Raw genomic sequence first — 13,880 nt, forward strand, 5'->3', positions numbered from 1 at the left:
CAAGCTTGCCGTTATGGCTGTTCTGGTTCCGGTGTATCTTCGGGGTCGACCGTGATAGAGTCCGCGCCGCGGCGTGCACCTCGCTTGAGTTCGCGGGCTTTGGCCTCGAGGCGGTCGACCGCCGCCTCGGGCGTGTCGGCGTCGGCGATTATCTCGACGAGCGCGCTGCCGACGATGACGCCGTCGGCGCCCGCCTCGATGATTTCGGCGGCGTGGTCGCCCTCGCTGACGCCGAAGCCGACGGCCTTGGGCACGTCGTACTCGGACAGCCGCGCGAGGCTGTCGTGGGTCGCACCCGAGACGTTCGCACGCGCGCCCGTCGTCCCGAGACGGGCCTGCACGTAGGCAAAGCCCGAGACGTGGGACATGATGGTCTCGAGGCGCTCGCCCTCGGTCGTCGGCGCGATGATGAAGACGAGATCGAGCCCGTGGTCGTCACAGGCCGCCCGCAGCGGCTCGGCCTCCTCGGCGGGGAGGTCGGGGACGATGATACCCGAGAGGCCGGCCTCCGCAGCCCGTTCGACGAACGGTCGAACATCGGGCTCGTCGCCGTATTGCAAGATCATGTTATAATAGGTCATCACCAGCAGCGGTGCCTCGGTCTCGAGGTCGTCGACCAACTCGAAGAAGCCCTCGGGGGTCGTCCCGGCCGCGAGCGCGCGGTTGATCGCGGCCTGAATCGTCTGGCCTTCGGCGATCGGTTCCGAGAAGGGAAGCCCGAGTTCGATCAGGTCCGAGCCGCCGCGATCGAGGGCCTCGACGTACGCCTTGGTGTCCTCGAGCGAGGGATCGCCCGCCGTGATGTAGGTGATCAGCGCGGGGTGGTCCTCCCGAATCGCGGCCTCGATGTCGCTGTCGTACTCGCTCACTGGTCGAACACCTCCACGTCGGGTGCGGCCTCGAGATCGCGTTTCTCGGTCTCCTCGAGTACCGTTTCGAGGTCCTTGTCGCCGCGGCCGGAGACGTTGACGACGACGAGGTCGCCCAACTCGTCTGTGTGTTTCTCTAAATAGCCTAGCGCGTGACTCGACTCGAGGGCGGGGATGATCCCCTCGAGTCGCGAGAGCCGGTGGAAGCCGTTGAGCGCGTCCTCGTCGTCGACGCTCGCGGGCGTGACCCGTCCCGTCTCGACGAGATGCGAGAGTTCGGGCCCGACGCCGGCGTAGTCAAGTCCCGCGCTGACGCTGTGGGACTCCATGATCTGGCCGTCGGTGCTCTGGAGGAGCTTCGTCATCGCGCCGTGGAGGACGCCGTCGGTGCCCGTCGAGAGCGTCGCGGAGTTGGGTGCGACGCCCTCAGTTTCGTTGATCTCGAGGCTCGAGCCGCCGGCCTCGACCGCGTACAGATCGACGTGCTCTCGCGGCTCGTCGCCGCTCGAGCCGTCCGCGAACCGTGGGTTCGCGCAGTCGGGGACGAACGCGTGGAAGGTGCCCATCGTGTTCGAGCCGCCGCCGGCGCAGGCGACGACGCTATCGGGCAGTCGCCCCGCCTTCTCCTGGATCTGGTCACGGATCTCGTCGCCGATGACCGCCTGAAAGTCCCGGACCATCTGCGGGAAGGGGTGCGGGCCGACGACGGAGCCGATGACGTAGTGGGTCCGCTCGACCGTGGTCGCCCAGTCGCGCATCGTCTCGTTGATCGCCTCCTTGAGGGTTCCGCTGCCGGCTTCGACCGGGTTCACCTCGGCCCCGTTCATGCGCATGCGGTAGACGTTGGGCCGCTGGCGGTTGACATCGGTCCGTCCCATGTAGATCTCGCAGGGCATGTCGAGGTGGGCCGCCGCCATCGCCGTCGCGGTGCCGTGTTGGCCCGCGCCGGTCTCGGCGATGATCCGCTCTTTGCCCATATATTTCGCGAGCAGGACCTGTCCGAGCGCGTTGTTCAGCTTGTGGGCCCCGCCGTGGACGAGATCCTCGCGCTTGAGATAGATCTCGCGGTCGTAGCGCTCGCTCAGCCGATCCGCGCGCTGGAGCGGCGTCGGCCGCCCGCCGAAATCGCGCATCCGCTCGCGGAACTCGTCCATGAAGCCGTCCTCGTTCTCCAAGACGTACCGCTGGTAGGCGTCCTCGAGTTCCTGTAGCGCCGGCATCAGGGCCTCGGGGACGTACTGGCCGCCGTAGTCCCCGAACGTGCCCGCCCGGTCGGATCGCCGCTCGTCGTCTCGTTCGCGTTCCGTGCTCATGTCTGTGTGTCTCCGTCGTACTCGCTTGTCGGCTCCGGTTCCGTTGACGCCGTCGCGTCCGCTCGGGTGAGCCGACGCGTGTTCTCGGTCACGTCACTGTCGCCCGCGCCGTGGTCCATGATGGCGCTACCGACCAGCAGGGCGTCGGCACCCGCCGCGCGCATCCGTCGGACGTCCGCCGGCGACGACACGCCGCTCTCGGCGATCAGCGTCACGTCGTCCGGCACCTCGGGCGCGACCGACTCGAAGGTTTCGAGGTCGACCTCGAGCCGCCCCAGATCGCGGTTGTTCACGCCGATGATGTCGGCCCCCGCCTCGAGCGCGGTCTCGAGTTCCTCGCGGTCGTGGACCTCCACGAGGGGCTGAAAGCCGCGCTCGCGGGCGGCCGTGACGAGCGCCTCGAGATCGTCGACGAACCTGACGATCAGCAAGAGGAGGTCCGCTTCGACGACGTCCATCCCCGATTCGTCGAGGACGAAGTCCTTGCGCAACACGGGCACGTCGACGGCCTCGCGGATGCGAGTCAGCGCCTCGGGCGAGCCGCCGAAGTGGGTCGGCTCCGTGAGGACCGAAATCGCCGCCGCGCCGCCCGCGACCATCGCCTCGGCGAGTTCGACGGGATCGTCCTCTCGAGCCCCGTCGGCCGTCGGACTCGTCGGTTTCACCTCCGCGATCACTGGGACTCGCCCGTCGGCCTCGGCGGCGGCCAGCGCGTCGGCCAGCGAGCGCGCGTCGACATCAACGACGCCCTCCCCGCCCGACCGCTCCCGTGCCGCCTCGAGTATCGACTGCACCGCGGGAGCGAGCTCCGTATCGGAGTTCATTATTGTACATCGACGTACTCATATGTACATAAGGCTTGCGTCATTGCCAGTCGGTAGCGCACGCTGGGCAGCGACGGGCGATGCGAGCCCGACCGCACCGAGGCCCGAAACTCGAGTCCGCGGCGGGAACCGCGACTCGAGCGGAGGACCGGCGGCTATTCAAGCCCGGATCGCCTACGGACGGCTATGGAGGACGTTACGGACGCTGGAATCTACGCACGGAACTCGCCGTATCTCGATCGGTACGTCCAGCTCGGAGCCGCCAGCGGGCGGGTCCTGAGCGTTTCGTTTCCCGAGATCCCCGACGACGACGCCGGGGACGACCACGACGTGCTCGATCAGCTATTCGAGTACCTCGACGGGCTCGAGCCGGTCACCTTCGACGACGTCACGGTCGCGATGACCATGCCGACCGATCAGCGGGCGGTCCTCGAGGGAGTCCGAGAGATTCCCTACGGCGATCAAGTGACCGTCGAGACGCTCGCCCGGATGACCTCGGGGCTCGATCACGAGGACGAAGACGACATCATCCTCGTCCGGACCGCGCTCGCCGAGAATCCGGCCCCGATCCTCATTCCGGACCATCGCGTGCGCGACGGTCCGAGCGCCGCGCCGCCGGACGTCGAGCAGAAGTTGCGCTCGCTCGAGGGGTTGTAACCGACCCAGTAGCGAGTAGCACGGTTTCTTATTCAGAAGAGGGCGCGAAAACCCGATAAATATAGGTGAAGGAGTTATCGGAGCGACTATCGACCCCGATCAGGTGACGCATGTCCTCGAAGACGATCTGCTCACCGACGAACATTGAGATAACCCGAGACGTCGACACTCGAGCGGACTCGACCCCCGTAATAACCTGTGTTATTCGATTTCGAGTGTCCATGTATCGGTCGCTTGTACGGTAATCCACCCAGTACCCTCGGTACTCACCGTGGTTTCGCCTTCGAACTCGCCGGATTCGAAGAACAGTGAGTCAGGATAGTCTGCCTCGCTTGGTAAAATGTCGACCGCAAAGCTTCCCTCGCCGTCGTGAGTAACAGCGGCTGTTTCGGTCCCTTCACATTCGATTGGCCCGAGGACCGTACTCCCATCGCCGTCGGTCTCAAGTGGTGGAGTTGCCACGTCGTCTTCGTCGTTGACTTCGGGTTGCGTGATTGCCAAGCGCCATTCAATATCTGACTCATCGAGATCGATGTCCACGAATAGCGGTTCGATTTCAAACAGATACGACCCCTCAGATGCCAATATTCCACCAACACCGGCTTCCCCTTCGTCTGTCATTACGATTGGCCGTTCGTAGTCGTCGTCGCTCTGTGGAATTGCTGAGACGGTCATTGACGCGCCACCGCTGTACTCGAACTGGCCAATCGTCACGCCGTCGTTCAGTTCAATCTCGTCGGTGACTCCCTGACCCGTCCCCTCAAACTCGTAATCTGGGTCAAACCCGTCATCTCCGTCCTCACCATTAGTCCTTTCACTGTCGTCTTGTGCTACGACTGGGCTTAGGACGCTGCCGCTGATGAGAACTACTGTACCACCCGTGAGGATTGCCCGGCGGGTTGGATCACTCATGGCTACAGCGAGTCACTCCACCGATATGACTGATAAATCTTTGTGGTGAGTTAGCACATGAGAACTGTCTCATCGCATTACTGTACCTCCGCACATCCAGAACTGGTAACGTGGCGGCCGACCTGCTAGACCCGCTCGGTTCTCGATGGCTCGACGCCGATTTGCGAGAATTAGAACTCCGATCGATCGACTTTCTCGGGCGCTTCGAAATCGGTCGCCAACTCGAGTAACTGCACCAGAATCCGACCGGTCGCGCCCCAGACGGTGTAGCCGTTCACGCGGAAGTAGTGGATGACGATCTCGCCGTAGTAGGGATGCGATCGTCGTTCGTACTCGTAGTTGTCCGGATCGAGCAGTCCCGAGAGCGGCAGCACGACGATTTCGGCGACCTCGCTGTCGTCGCGGACGTACTCTCGATCGGGGACGTGCGCGACGAAGGGCGTGACCGCGTACTCCGTGACCGTCCGGATGTCGTCGAGCTGGCCGACGACTTCGGCCTCGTTGCGCTCGAGGCCGATCTCCTCGTTTGCCTCCCGGAGCGCCGTCTCGAGGATGGTGTCGTCCTCCGGTTCGGCCCCGCCGCCGGGGAAGCTCATCTGCCCGGGGTGTTCGCCGAGGTGGTCGGCCCGTCGGGTAAAGAGCAGGTGGTCCTCGCCGTCGCGATCGACGATCGGCGCGAGGACCGCCGCGTCGAACTCCTGATCGCCGATCTCGGTGGGCTCGTAGTTCGCGACCGGCTCGAGAGTCAGTCTCCGCGCCGTCATTCCTCGAGCGCGTCCTCCAGCCGCGTCCGTTCGTCCGCGAGATCGACCGGGGCCCATGCCTCGATGTCGTAACTGATGTCGATCAGGGTCCGGAGCCGCTCCGTGTCGGCCGCCGCGATGGCTTCGTCGGCGGCGTCGATCAGGCGCGTGCGGGTCGCCGCTCCCAGCGCGTCGCGGTCGAGTCGTCGGCGCTCGATATCGAGAATGTGCGGGACGTCCTCCGCGTGCTCCGGCACCGTCGGAAAGGCCGTCGGGCCGGCGACCAGCAGCGCCTCGCCGTCCGCGGTCGACGCCGCCGCGGCGTCCTCGCCGGGCTCGTACCGAACGAGCGCGAACGACTCGATCGCCTCGTCGATCGCCGCCCCGAGGGCGTCGTCGTCGACGGACTGCCCGTCGGCGCGGTAGGCGGCCTCGGCGAGCGCCCGCTCTAACTCCGCGCGGGTCACCCCACCGAAGAGGTCGACCACGCCGGCCAGTTCGTCGGCGGTCGCGTCCATACGCGGTCCAACGGCGGGTGACGGGATTAGTCTTTAGTCTTGCGAGCGCGATCCGAGCCGCCGTTCGCGCCACGGCCGGGCCGCCGCGAGGACGTCCGCCGGCGCGAACGGGGCGTCTATCCACCGGGGGAGACGCGCGTCGGGACCCGGCGGCGCGATCGACTCGGCGTAGCGGGCCAGTTGGTCCCGTTCACCCGCGGGGTCGTACTCGAGCCCGTTGAACGCCGCGTCCGCGCGGTACTGGTCGATCAGGTCGTCGCCGACGGCCCGATATCGCTCGGGTAAGGTCCCGTACTCGGGGGCGACCCCGTGTTCCTCGAGCACCCGCAGGAGTTCGGCGGCGACCTCGCGGCTCATCCCCTCGAGGCCGGCGTCGCCGGCGACGGCGCGGTGGTCGTGCTCGTGGCGGCCGAGGTCGACCTGTGCGGTCCCGCCGAAGCCGGCGACCTCGTAGGCGTCGCCGAGCGTCCCGACCTCGAGGCCCCACGCTCGGGGCGCGCGGAGCCGTCGGGCGAGGCCGGCGGTCGCGGCGAACTCGCCGGCCAGCGCGTACCGGAACGCGCCGAGGTAGTCGACGATCGGCGCGTCGTGGGCGTCCGCGAGGGTCCGCAACAGCGGTTCGTAGAACAGTCGGAAGAGGCGTCCGTAGAGTCGCCCGCGCTCGACGCGGGCGTAGTATCCCTTCGCGAAGTCGAAGTCCATCGTCAGGGGCGCGAGCAGCCGGCGGACGTGGTCGGCCTCGTAGCTCCGCGCGTCGGCGTCGTGGACGACGACGGCGTCGGCGGCGTCGGCGGCGGGACCGAGCGCGAGCCAGACGTCCCGGCCCTTGCCGAACTCGCCGCCCAGCCCCGCGTCGGCGAGCAGCGCGTCGACGGCCGGCGCGTTACACCAGAGCACGCGCGTCGGCAGCGCGAACGCGTCGAGCCATTCGCGAAACGGGCCGATCCGGTCGGGCTCGGCGCGGACGGGAACGAAGACCGCGGCCGGCCCCGGCTCGAGGGACGCGAGTTCGCGAAGCACGCGTTCGGCGGCGGGGCTCTCGTACTCGCGACCGGTCATCGGGACGACGACGGCCGTGTCGGCGACCGCAGCGGCGGCGTCGCGGGCGAGGTCGCTCCCCGTGCCCCCGTCTCCCTCGCCGAACTCGTGGAGCGTGGCGATCCGCTCCTGGACGTACTCCATCGGTGGGGTGTTCGAGCGGACCGGTAAAACGGCCACGAATGCGGCCAGATAGGCCAACCGGCAGCGGCGAAATCGTCGCCAACGGGAGCCGACCGCGGTCGGAACGCGGGAACCGACTCGAGACTCGATAAAGCACCGGTCTTTTTCTTCCCCTCCTGCCTACAGGGCGAACATGAAATCAGTCCGGAAGGCACTCCGCGCCGGCGACCTCGAGAAGGATACCTACGATCGACTCGTCTGTGGCGAGTGCGAGAAGCCGCTGAAGACCGAAAACGACCCGGACGAGATCAAGACGGTCCGCATCTGTCCGGAATGCGGCTCCGAGTGGAAGGAGATCCGATAGGCGAACCGACCGTCCGGCGGCGAGACGACCCGCCGTGACTCGAGCGGTCGTGCCGGCCGTTCCTTTTTGCCGACGAACGGCTCACTCCGGACCGTGTGCTACGACGAACTCCGCGACCGGCTCGACGACCTCGAGACCGGTACTGACCGGGGCGTCGTCTCGCTGCCCGACGGCAGCATCGACCGCTGGTATACGCTCTCGGGAACGGGCGGTGACCGCCTCGAGGCGGCCGACGCGTTCGCCGACCAGCTCGCGGACGGCGGTCGCGCGTTTTCGCTCGAGCCGACCGCGGTCCGGCCCGGCGGGCAGGCGGTCAACGCGGCGACGCAGGTCCACGCGCTCGGCGAGGAAGCGGCGCTCGTCGGCCACCTCGACCATCCGGTGCTCTCCGAACTCCCGTTCGAGACGCACTCGATGGGGACGCCGGCGACGATCCGAGTCGTCGAATTCGACGCGGACGAACTCCTCTTCTCGGAACCCGGGCCGGCCGAAAACTGGGGACTCGAGGACCTGCTCGCGGTCGTCGACTGGGACCGGCTCGTCGGCGCGGACGCGCTCTGCTGTGCGAACTGGGTCTCGATCCGCGGCCTCACCGCGGTGTTCGACCGACTGGCGTCGGAGCCGCCGGCCGAACCGCTTCCGGTGATAGTCGATCCCGGTCCGATCGAGACCGTCGAGCCCGCGGCGCTCGCGGATTTGTTGCACGCGCTCTCGCGGGCCGATTCGGCCGCCGACTCCCTCGAGTTCGTCCTGAGCGTGAACCCGACTGAACTCGAGGCCGCCGCGTCGGCCGCCGACATCTCGGAACGGGTCGGAGCCGCGGAATCCGACCGGCACAGTACTCGAGATCGAGTTGCGGGGCTCCGATCGGCCACCGGACTCACCGCGGTCGTCTCCCACGGCGCGGACGCCGCTACCGGAGCGACGCGGGACGACACCGTCGCCGTCGACATGATCGATCTCGGCGAGCCCCGGCGCACGACCGGTGCCGGCGACCGGTTCTCAGCGGGGCTTGCCTGCGGGCTGGCCCGCGACTGGGGCCTCGAGACGGCGCTCGCGCTCGGCAACGCCTGTGCGGCACACTTCGTCGGAACCGGCGAGACGGCCGATCCGGCGGCGCTGCGATCGCTGCTCGAGTCCGGTGACTGAGCGTTACCGTTCGCCGGACATCGCGGAGAAGAGCCGCTGTTCGAACTCCTCGCGGCTGATCCCGTCGGAGGGGCCGATCCCGTTCATGTGATCGACCGAGAGTTGGCCGCCGCCCATCCGCGCGTGACCGCCGGCGCTCGCCATCGGGATGTCGCTGATGGCGTGGCGTAGCGTCTCGCCCATGTGAACCCGATCGTCACGCGAGCGCCCGGAGAGGTGGAGCGTGCCGTCGTGTTCGCCGTAGACGACGACCGCCGTGACCCCCTCGAGGTGCATGAGTTCGTCCGCGGCTTGGGGGATCGCGTCGACGTTGCCGACCTCGCCGACGTCACAGACCGCGAAGGGCCCTTCGACCCGCTTTTCGGTGATCGCCGTCGCCTTGACCTGTAACACGTCGTCGCTGACCTGCGGGTTGGCGATCCGATCGAGCAGGTCCTCGTCGATGCCGGAAAACAGCGCGGCGCAGGCGTCGAATTCGGCCCGCGAACAGCCGTTGGTCAGGTGGTTCGTGTCCGACTGGATGCCGTAGAGCAGTCCCGTCGCTAACTCCTGTGATACCTGAAACCCGCTCGAGCCGTCCTCGTCGGCCATCGTCGCGCCGATATCGTTCAGGTATTCGACGATGATCGTCGAGGCCGCGCCGTAGTCGGTTCGCACGTCCGTGAACTTCGTCCCGGCCCCGTTGCCGGGGTGGTGGTCGACGACCGCGATCGGTTCGACGGTCTGGGCTCCGGTGAACCCCCGCGGCGTGTTGTGATCGACCAACACCACGGGGTCGGCGGCCAGCTGTGAACTCGCCTCGATCGACTCGAGGTCCAGATCGAGGACGGTCCGGAACGCGCGATTCTCCTGATGGCGAATTTCGCCGGAGAACTGCAGCGCCGCGTCGGTCTCGACCGACGCCGCGATCCGCGCGACGCCCATCGCACACGACATGGCGTCCGGATCCGGGTTCGGGTGCATCAACACCGTCACCGCGTCGTGCCCGGCGAGGACGCGCTGGAGCCGAGCGCCCGGCGGCCGACGGAACCAGCGAATTACCCACCAGCCGCCGAGGACGAGGCCGACGACGACGAGAACGAGAAGCGAGAGAACGAGCGGCTCGAGGGACCGGACCGAGTCGCCGAGCGACTCGGCCACCAACGGGTTCGCCCCGACGAATGCACCGCCCGCCGAGGCGCGCCGATAGCTCATATCGGCAAATCAAATCCAACCACCATGAAATTTGCCCCGATTTCGCCCCGATAGGTGGGAATCCTCAGTCAGCGGACGCGTCGCGGTACGTTTCGATCGCATCGCGATAGCCCTCGCGAAAGGTGGGGTAGGCGAACTCGTAGCCGAGGCTCCGAAGTTTCTCGTTCGAGCACCGCTTGCTCGTCAGGATGCGCCGTCGCCCCGCCTCGGAGAGATCGCCGTCCTCGAGCCGCTCGGCTTTCGTCTGCTTCGGCGGCTGTTCGACGCCGTCGTCAGAACGCTCGCGTTCTGACTGCCTGTCAGACGCAGTCTGACTACGGCACTCGTCGGCCAGCCAGTCCGCGAAGTCCCACTTCGAGGCCGGTTCGTCGTCGACCACCTGGACGACCTCGCCGCGCGCGAGGTCTTCGGCGAGCAGGTACCGGACCGCACCGGCGGCGTCGTCCCGGTGAACCATGTTCAGGTAGCCCTCCGTGACGGGCCCCTCGAGGTAGCGCTCGAGGCGGTACCGGCCGGGGCCGTAGAGCCCGGCGTAGCGCGCCACGGTGCCGTCGAAGCCGTACTCCGCGGGGAGTTCGAGCGCGATCCGCTCGGCCTCGGCGAGCACCTCGGTCTTTTCGGTGGTCGGCTCGAGCGGTGTCTCCTCGTCGACCCAGTCGCCGTCGTGGTCGCCGTGGACGCCCGTCGAGGAGGTGTAGACGAGCCTGTCGGGGGCGTTCTCTCGCTCGCCGAATGCCTCGATCGCTGTCCGTAACCCCTCCACGTAGACCTCTCGTGCGGCGTCGGCCCCGCGGCCACCGCTGCTGGCGGCGAAGACGATCGCGTCGACGGCCGGGACCGCCGCGAGCGCCTCGCGGTCGGTGACGTCCGCTCGGACCGCCTCGAAGCCGGCGTCCCTGATCCGCTCGAGGCCGTCGTCCGACCGGCGCACGCCGATCGGGTCGTGGTCCCGTGCCGCGAGCTGTCGGCCCAGTTCGATGCCGACGTGTCCGCAGCCGAGAATTGCAACCTTCATACCCGTTCTCGTTGTCGACCGCACATAATTTCACCGCTCGAGGGCGGGTTCTCGAATGATACCGCGCTGTTTCTCGAGAATCCAAACTCGCTCGAGACCGCCTCGTCGGTGAGAGCCACGCCCACAATCACTCGACGATGACCTCGACCGCGTGGGGGAGAAACGCATTCTCCGCGTAGCCGCCCTCGTTCCACGGGTAGTCCTCGCTGCCGTCGGCGTCGGCAGCGTCGTCAGGTTGCGAGATCCGTGCGGGCTGTCGACGGCCACGCTCGTCCGTCGCGCGGGAGACCAGCGTGTACGAGCCCTCCTCGGGCTCCCACGGGTAGCGAAACAGCCGCCACGCGCAGTCGTAGTCAGGGCCGAAGAACGACCCCTCCGCCCAGTTATCGCCGCCGTCGGTCGAAACCTCGATTACCGTCACGTCGTCGTCGCCGGCCCACGCGACGCCGACGACCTCGATCACGCCGTCCGCACGCGGAGAGACGGTCGCGCCGTCCTCGGGGAAGCCGATCGTGGACTTGACGTTTTCGTCGAAGGTGTAGGGATGGTCGATCTCGTCGGACTCCCACTGGTCCCACGTGTCGAACGTCGAGACGGTCGCGTTGGACTCCGGCTCGACCCCCTCGGGGTGGATGCGGTAGGACGACTGCTGCCAGCGAGTGTAATCGTCCCCGTCGCGGTCCGTCCAGTCCGGGCCGTGGACCATCTGATCCATCACGCGGAGTTCGGTGACCCACTTGACGCTGTTGACGCCGTACCAGCCGGGGACGAGCAACCGGACCGGCCGCCCGTGTTCGGGGGGCAGCGGCCGCCCGTTGATCTCGTAGGCGAGGATGCAGTCCTCGAGGATCTTGGCCATCGGAATCGAGCGAGCGAACAGGTCGTTCTCGCCGTCGACCTCGGGGCGGTCGCCGCCGACCGCGGTGAGCCACGTGCCGTCGTCGGTCGCCGCGCCGTGATCGGACAGGATCGATCGCAGCGGCGTTCCCGTCCAGAACGCGGTGCTCGCGGCTCCGTACTCCCACTGGACGCTTCCCGTTTCGGGGTCGAAGTAGCCGCGTCCGTTGCCGGCACACTCCATCGTGTGCGCGACCGCGACCGTGGGGTACTCGTCCCGAATCGCGTCCATCTCGAGGTCGCTTTCCCGATCGACCGCACCGGTCAGCGAAACCGTCCACGAGTCGACCTCGGGATCGAGCGTCTCGTTGCGGTGGCAGACGTAGTGATCTTCGACGGGCGTGAGCCAGTTCGCGTAGGTGCTCCGGTCGGCGGCCCCGACGACACGGTACCGATCCGCGAGGTCGGTGACGGCCTCGGTGCCGGCTTTGTGATCCAGCATCGCGTCGATCTCGCGGCGCCGGTTCTCGCTCCGCTCCGAATTCGACATGCCGTTCGGACATCGCCGACCGCGATAAATCCCGGGTGACGGTACCACCCATCACGCGTCTCAGTGGCGCTCTCCGCTACGGGCGAGTGCCTACGGCGCGCCGTCCGCGATCACGTACTGGACGTGGACGAACTCCCCGAACGACATCGGCGCTCGGCCCTCGATCTTCTGGTGGATCTCCTTGGCGTCCAGATCGATCTCGAGTTCGCTCTCGACCGCGTCGACGTCGAGCACCGCCGTCGACATCCCCAGCAGCAGGTGCTCGAGCGCCATCGTCACGATCGTGTCCGGATCGGGCGTGTCCGCCGCGAGCGCCTGCACCTGCGCCGCTTCCTCGAGCGTGAGGTCGGGCGAGTCGCCCGCCGAGAGCGCCTCGAGGACGGTCGGCTCGAGATCGGTTTCGGCGGCCGCGTCCGCGGCCCCGCGCTGCTCGACGACCGCTGCGAGATCGTCCTCGTACTCGGCCCGGAGATCGGCGGGCGAGTCGGGGACGGTCATCCGCTGTTCGTAGAACATACCGGACACGACGGGAATACGGCAGAAAGGTATTGTGACCTTCGCCGATCGTCGGTCGGGAACGCGTTGGTCCTCCCGGAGACCGGGGTCGGACGCCCGCTCGAGCGTAAAAACGGCGTATCAGATCACCGGAACGTTAAACAGGTGCCGCTCACATGAGAGTGATATGAAAGTCTCCCTGATCGGAGTCGGTCAGGCCGGCGGAAACGTCACCGAACGGCTCGCCCGGTTCGACGCGGACATGGGTTTCGGAGCCGTCCAAGGTGCGCTGGCCGTCAACTCCGCGGAAGCCGACCTCCAGTCCCTCCAGTTCGTCGACACGCAACTGATCGGCGCCGACCGCGTCAACGGCCACGGCGTCGGTGCCGACAACGAACTCGGCACGGAAGTGATGCAGTCGGACATCCAGCAGGTCCTGAACTCGCTGGACGGCCGCGTGAGCTCGAAATCCGAGGCGATTTTCGTGGTCGCCGGCCTCGGCGGCGGCACCGGCAGCGGCGGCGCGCCCGTGCTCGTCCACCACCTCAAACAGATCTACGACGTTCCCGTCTACGCGCTCGGCGTGTTGCCGGGCCGCAACGAGGGGGCGCTCTATCAGGCCAACGCCGGCCGCTCGCTGAAGACGCTGCTGCGGGAGGCCGACTCGACGCTGCTGATCGACAACGACTCGTGGCACGAACAAGGCGAGAGCGTCGAAGGTGCGTTTGACACGATCAACGAGAAGATCGCGAAGCGAGTCGGCCTGCTCTTCGCCTCCGGCGAGGCCGTCGAGGGCGTCGGCGAGAGCGTCGTCGACTCGAGCGAAGTCATCAATACCCTCCGCGCGGGCGGCGTCGCAGCGCTCGGCTATGCCACCGAAATCGCGAGCGAGGATAGCAGCGAGAACATCACCACGACCATGACCGTCTCGCGGCAGGCGCTGCTGACGGGGACGAGCCTGCCGGACGCGACGGAGGCCGATTCGGCGCTGCTGGTCATCGCCGGCGATCCCGACGCGATCCCGCGCAAGGGCGTCGAGAAGGCCCGCCACTGGCTCGAAGACGAGACCGGCAGCATGCAGGTCCGCGGCGGCGATTTCCCGCTCGATAGCGACCGTCTCGGCGCGCTGGTCCTGCTCGGCGGCGCGGAGCGCTCGGATCGCATCCAGCGGTTCATGGACCGCGCCCGGGAGGCCAAGCAAGAACAGGAGACGGAATCGACCGATCACGCCGACCAGTTCGCCGATGACCGGCTCGAGAACCTCTTTTAGACCGTTCTG

15 protein-coding genes are annotated in these 13,880 nt (G+C 67.4%); 4 read left to right on the forward strand and 11 right to left on the reverse strand.

All coding sequences use genetic code 11. The features are described 5' to 3' along the window. Positions 1–11 precede the first annotated feature (11 nt). The 3 genes from trpA to trpC are packed head-to-tail and all read right to left on the reverse strand — an operon-like array spanning position 12 to position 3,006. On the reverse strand, positions 12–869 hold the full coding sequence (trpA, locus tag ACT4ML_RS05730) for a tryptophan synthase subunit alpha (protein WP_444719999.1): 858 nt from the start codon (positions 867–869) through the stop codon (positions 12–14). Then, on the reverse strand, positions 866–2,182 hold the full coding sequence (gene trpB / locus ACT4ML_RS05735) for a tryptophan synthase subunit beta (RefSeq protein WP_444720000.1): 1,317 nt from the start codon (positions 2,180–2,182) through the stop codon (positions 866–868). Before trpB ends, trpA begins: the two co-directional genes overlap by 4 nt. Beyond that, the gene (gene trpC / locus ACT4ML_RS05740; RefSeq protein ID WP_444720001.1) at positions 2,179–3,006 is read right to left on the reverse strand and encodes an indole-3-glycerol phosphate synthase; all 828 of its coding nucleotides are present in this window, start codon (positions 3,004–3,006) and stop codon (positions 2,179–2,181) included. The genes trpB and trpC overlap by 4 nt, the downstream gene beginning before the upstream one ends. A 186-nt stretch (positions 3,007–3,192) precedes the next feature. Between trpC and ACT4ML_RS05745 the strand changes: the two genes are divergently transcribed. Further along, the gene (locus ACT4ML_RS05745) at positions 3,193–3,663 is read left to right on the forward strand and encodes an MGMT family protein (RefSeq protein WP_444720002.1); all 471 of its coding nucleotides are present in this window, start codon (positions 3,193–3,195) and stop codon (positions 3,661–3,663) included. A 201-nt stretch (positions 3,664–3,864) separates the two neighbouring features. On the opposite strand, the gene ACT4ML_RS05750 is transcribed toward ACT4ML_RS05745, so the two are convergent. The 4 genes from ACT4ML_RS05750 to ACT4ML_RS05765 all read right to left on the reverse strand — a co-directional run bounded on the left by ACT4ML_RS05750 (position 3,865) and on the right by ACT4ML_RS05765 (position 7,018). After that, on the reverse strand, positions 3,865–4,575 hold the full coding sequence (locus ACT4ML_RS05750) for a hypothetical protein (RefSeq protein ID WP_444720003.1): 711 nt from the start codon (positions 4,573–4,575) through the stop codon (positions 3,865–3,867). Positions 4,576–4,745: 170 nt separating this feature from the next. Beyond that, on the reverse strand, positions 4,746–5,339 hold the full coding sequence (locus ACT4ML_RS05755; protein WP_444720004.1) for an NUDIX hydrolase: 594 nt from the start codon (positions 5,337–5,339) through the stop codon (positions 4,746–4,748). Then, entirely contained in the window at positions 5,336–5,836 is a 501-nt protein-coding gene (locus ACT4ML_RS05760; RefSeq protein ID WP_444720005.1) for a DUF7109 family protein, read from the reverse strand. The genes ACT4ML_RS05755 and ACT4ML_RS05760 overlap by 4 nt, the downstream gene beginning before the upstream one ends. A 33-nt stretch (positions 5,837–5,869) precedes the next feature. Then, positions 5,870–7,018, reverse strand: coding sequence for a glycosyl transferase family 2 (locus ACT4ML_RS05765; protein ID WP_444720006.1), 1,149 nt, complete (start codon positions 7,016–7,018; stop codon positions 5,870–5,872). 172 nt (positions 7,019–7,190) lie between these two features. Here ACT4ML_RS05765 and ACT4ML_RS05770 point away from each other — a divergent pair, with 172 nt between their 5' ends. Both ACT4ML_RS05770 and ACT4ML_RS05775 read left to right on the forward strand, forming a co-directional pair. Continuing rightward, positions 7,191–7,361, forward strand: a complete 171-nt coding sequence (locus ACT4ML_RS05770) for an HVO_0758 family zinc finger protein (protein WP_444720007.1) — start codon at positions 7,191–7,193, stop codon at positions 7,359–7,361. A gap of 93 nt (positions 7,362–7,454) precedes the next feature. Further along, a complete protein-coding gene (locus tag ACT4ML_RS05775) occupies positions 7,455–8,510 on the forward strand; it encodes a PfkB family carbohydrate kinase (protein WP_444720008.1) in 1,056 nt (351 codons plus the stop codon). 3 nt (positions 8,511–8,513) lie between these two features. Here the strand turns inward: ACT4ML_RS05775 and ACT4ML_RS05780 are convergent, their stop codons facing one another. The 4 genes from ACT4ML_RS05780 to ACT4ML_RS05795 form a co-directional block, all read right to left on the reverse strand. Continuing rightward, on the reverse strand, positions 8,514–9,704 hold the full coding sequence (locus ACT4ML_RS05780) for a DHH family phosphoesterase (RefSeq protein ID WP_444720009.1): 1,191 nt from the start codon (positions 9,702–9,704) through the stop codon (positions 8,514–8,516). A gap of 64 nt (positions 9,705–9,768) precedes the next feature. Then, complete coding sequence (locus ACT4ML_RS05785; RefSeq protein WP_444720010.1) at positions 9,769–10,719, reverse strand: NAD-dependent epimerase/dehydratase family protein; 951 nt, start codon at positions 10,717–10,719, stop codon at positions 9,769–9,771. Between the two features lie 127 nt (positions 10,720–10,846). Then, entirely contained in the window at positions 10,847–12,106 is a 1,260-nt protein-coding gene (locus ACT4ML_RS05790) for a sulfite oxidase (protein WP_444720011.1), read from the reverse strand. Between the two features lie 90 nt (positions 12,107–12,196). After that, positions 12,197–12,622, reverse strand: coding sequence for a DUF5791 family protein (locus ACT4ML_RS05795; protein WP_444720012.1), 426 nt, complete (start codon positions 12,620–12,622; stop codon positions 12,197–12,199). Between the two features lie 166 nt (positions 12,623–12,788). Here ACT4ML_RS05795 and ACT4ML_RS05800 point away from each other — a divergent pair, with 166 nt between their 5' ends. After that, positions 12,789–13,871, forward strand: a complete 1,083-nt coding sequence (locus tag ACT4ML_RS05800) for a tubulin/FtsZ family protein (protein ID WP_138246180.1) — start codon at positions 12,789–12,791, stop codon at positions 13,869–13,871. Positions 13,872–13,880 lie beyond the last annotated feature (9 nt).

Source organism: Natrinema sp. LN54 (assembly GCF_052439245.1).
Classification (GTDB): domain Archaea; phylum Halobacteriota; class Halobacteria; order Halobacteriales; family Natrialbaceae; genus Natrinema; species Natrinema versiforme_A.

What these genes read in the sequence shown, in the direction of transcription:
- trpB (WP_444720000.1), bottom strand. Translation starts at nt 2,182, where the DNA reads ATGAGCACGGAACGCGAACGAGACGACGAGCGGCGATCCGACCGGGCG.
- trpC (WP_444720001.1), bottom strand. Translation starts at nt 3,006, where the DNA reads ATGAACTCCGATACGGAGCTCGCTCCCGCGGTGCAGTCGATACTCGAG.
- ACT4ML_RS05745 (WP_444720002.1), top strand. Translation starts at nt 3,193, where the DNA reads ATGGAGGACGTTACGGACGCTGGAATCTACGCACGGAACTCGCCGTAT.
- ACT4ML_RS05750 (WP_444720003.1), bottom strand. Translation starts at nt 4,575, where the DNA reads ATGAGTGATCCAACCCGCCGGGCAATCCTCACGGGTGGTACAGTAGTT.
- ACT4ML_RS05755 (WP_444720004.1), bottom strand. Translation starts at nt 5,339, where the DNA reads ATGACGGCGCGGAGACTGACTCTCGAGCCGGTCGCGAACTACGAGCCC.
- ACT4ML_RS05760 (WP_444720005.1), bottom strand. Translation starts at nt 5,836, where the DNA reads ATGGACGCGACCGCCGACGAACTGGCCGGCGTGGTCGACCTCTTCGGT.
- ACT4ML_RS05765 (WP_444720006.1), bottom strand. Translation starts at nt 7,018, where the DNA reads ATGGAGTACGTCCAGGAGCGGATCGCCACGCTCCACGAGTTCGGCGAG.
- ACT4ML_RS05770 (WP_444720007.1), top strand. Translation starts at nt 7,191, where the DNA reads ATGAAATCAGTCCGGAAGGCACTCCGCGCCGGCGACCTCGAGAAGGAT.
- ACT4ML_RS05780 (WP_444720009.1), bottom strand. Translation starts at nt 9,704, where the DNA reads ATGAGCTATCGGCGCGCCTCGGCGGGCGGTGCATTCGTCGGGGCGAAC.
- ACT4ML_RS05785 (WP_444720010.1), bottom strand. Translation starts at nt 10,719, where the DNA reads ATGAAGGTTGCAATTCTCGGCTGCGGACACGTCGGCATCGAACTGGGC.
- ACT4ML_RS05790 (WP_444720011.1), bottom strand. Translation starts at nt 12,106, where the DNA reads ATGTCGAATTCGGAGCGGAGCGAGAACCGGCGCCGCGAGATCGACGCG.
- ACT4ML_RS05795 (WP_444720012.1), bottom strand. Translation starts at nt 12,622, where the DNA reads ATGTTCTACGAACAGCGGATGACCGTCCCCGACTCGCCCGCCGATCTC.
- ACT4ML_RS05800 (WP_138246180.1), top strand. Translation starts at nt 12,789, where the DNA reads ATGAAAGTCTCCCTGATCGGAGTCGGTCAGGCCGGCGGAAACGTCACC.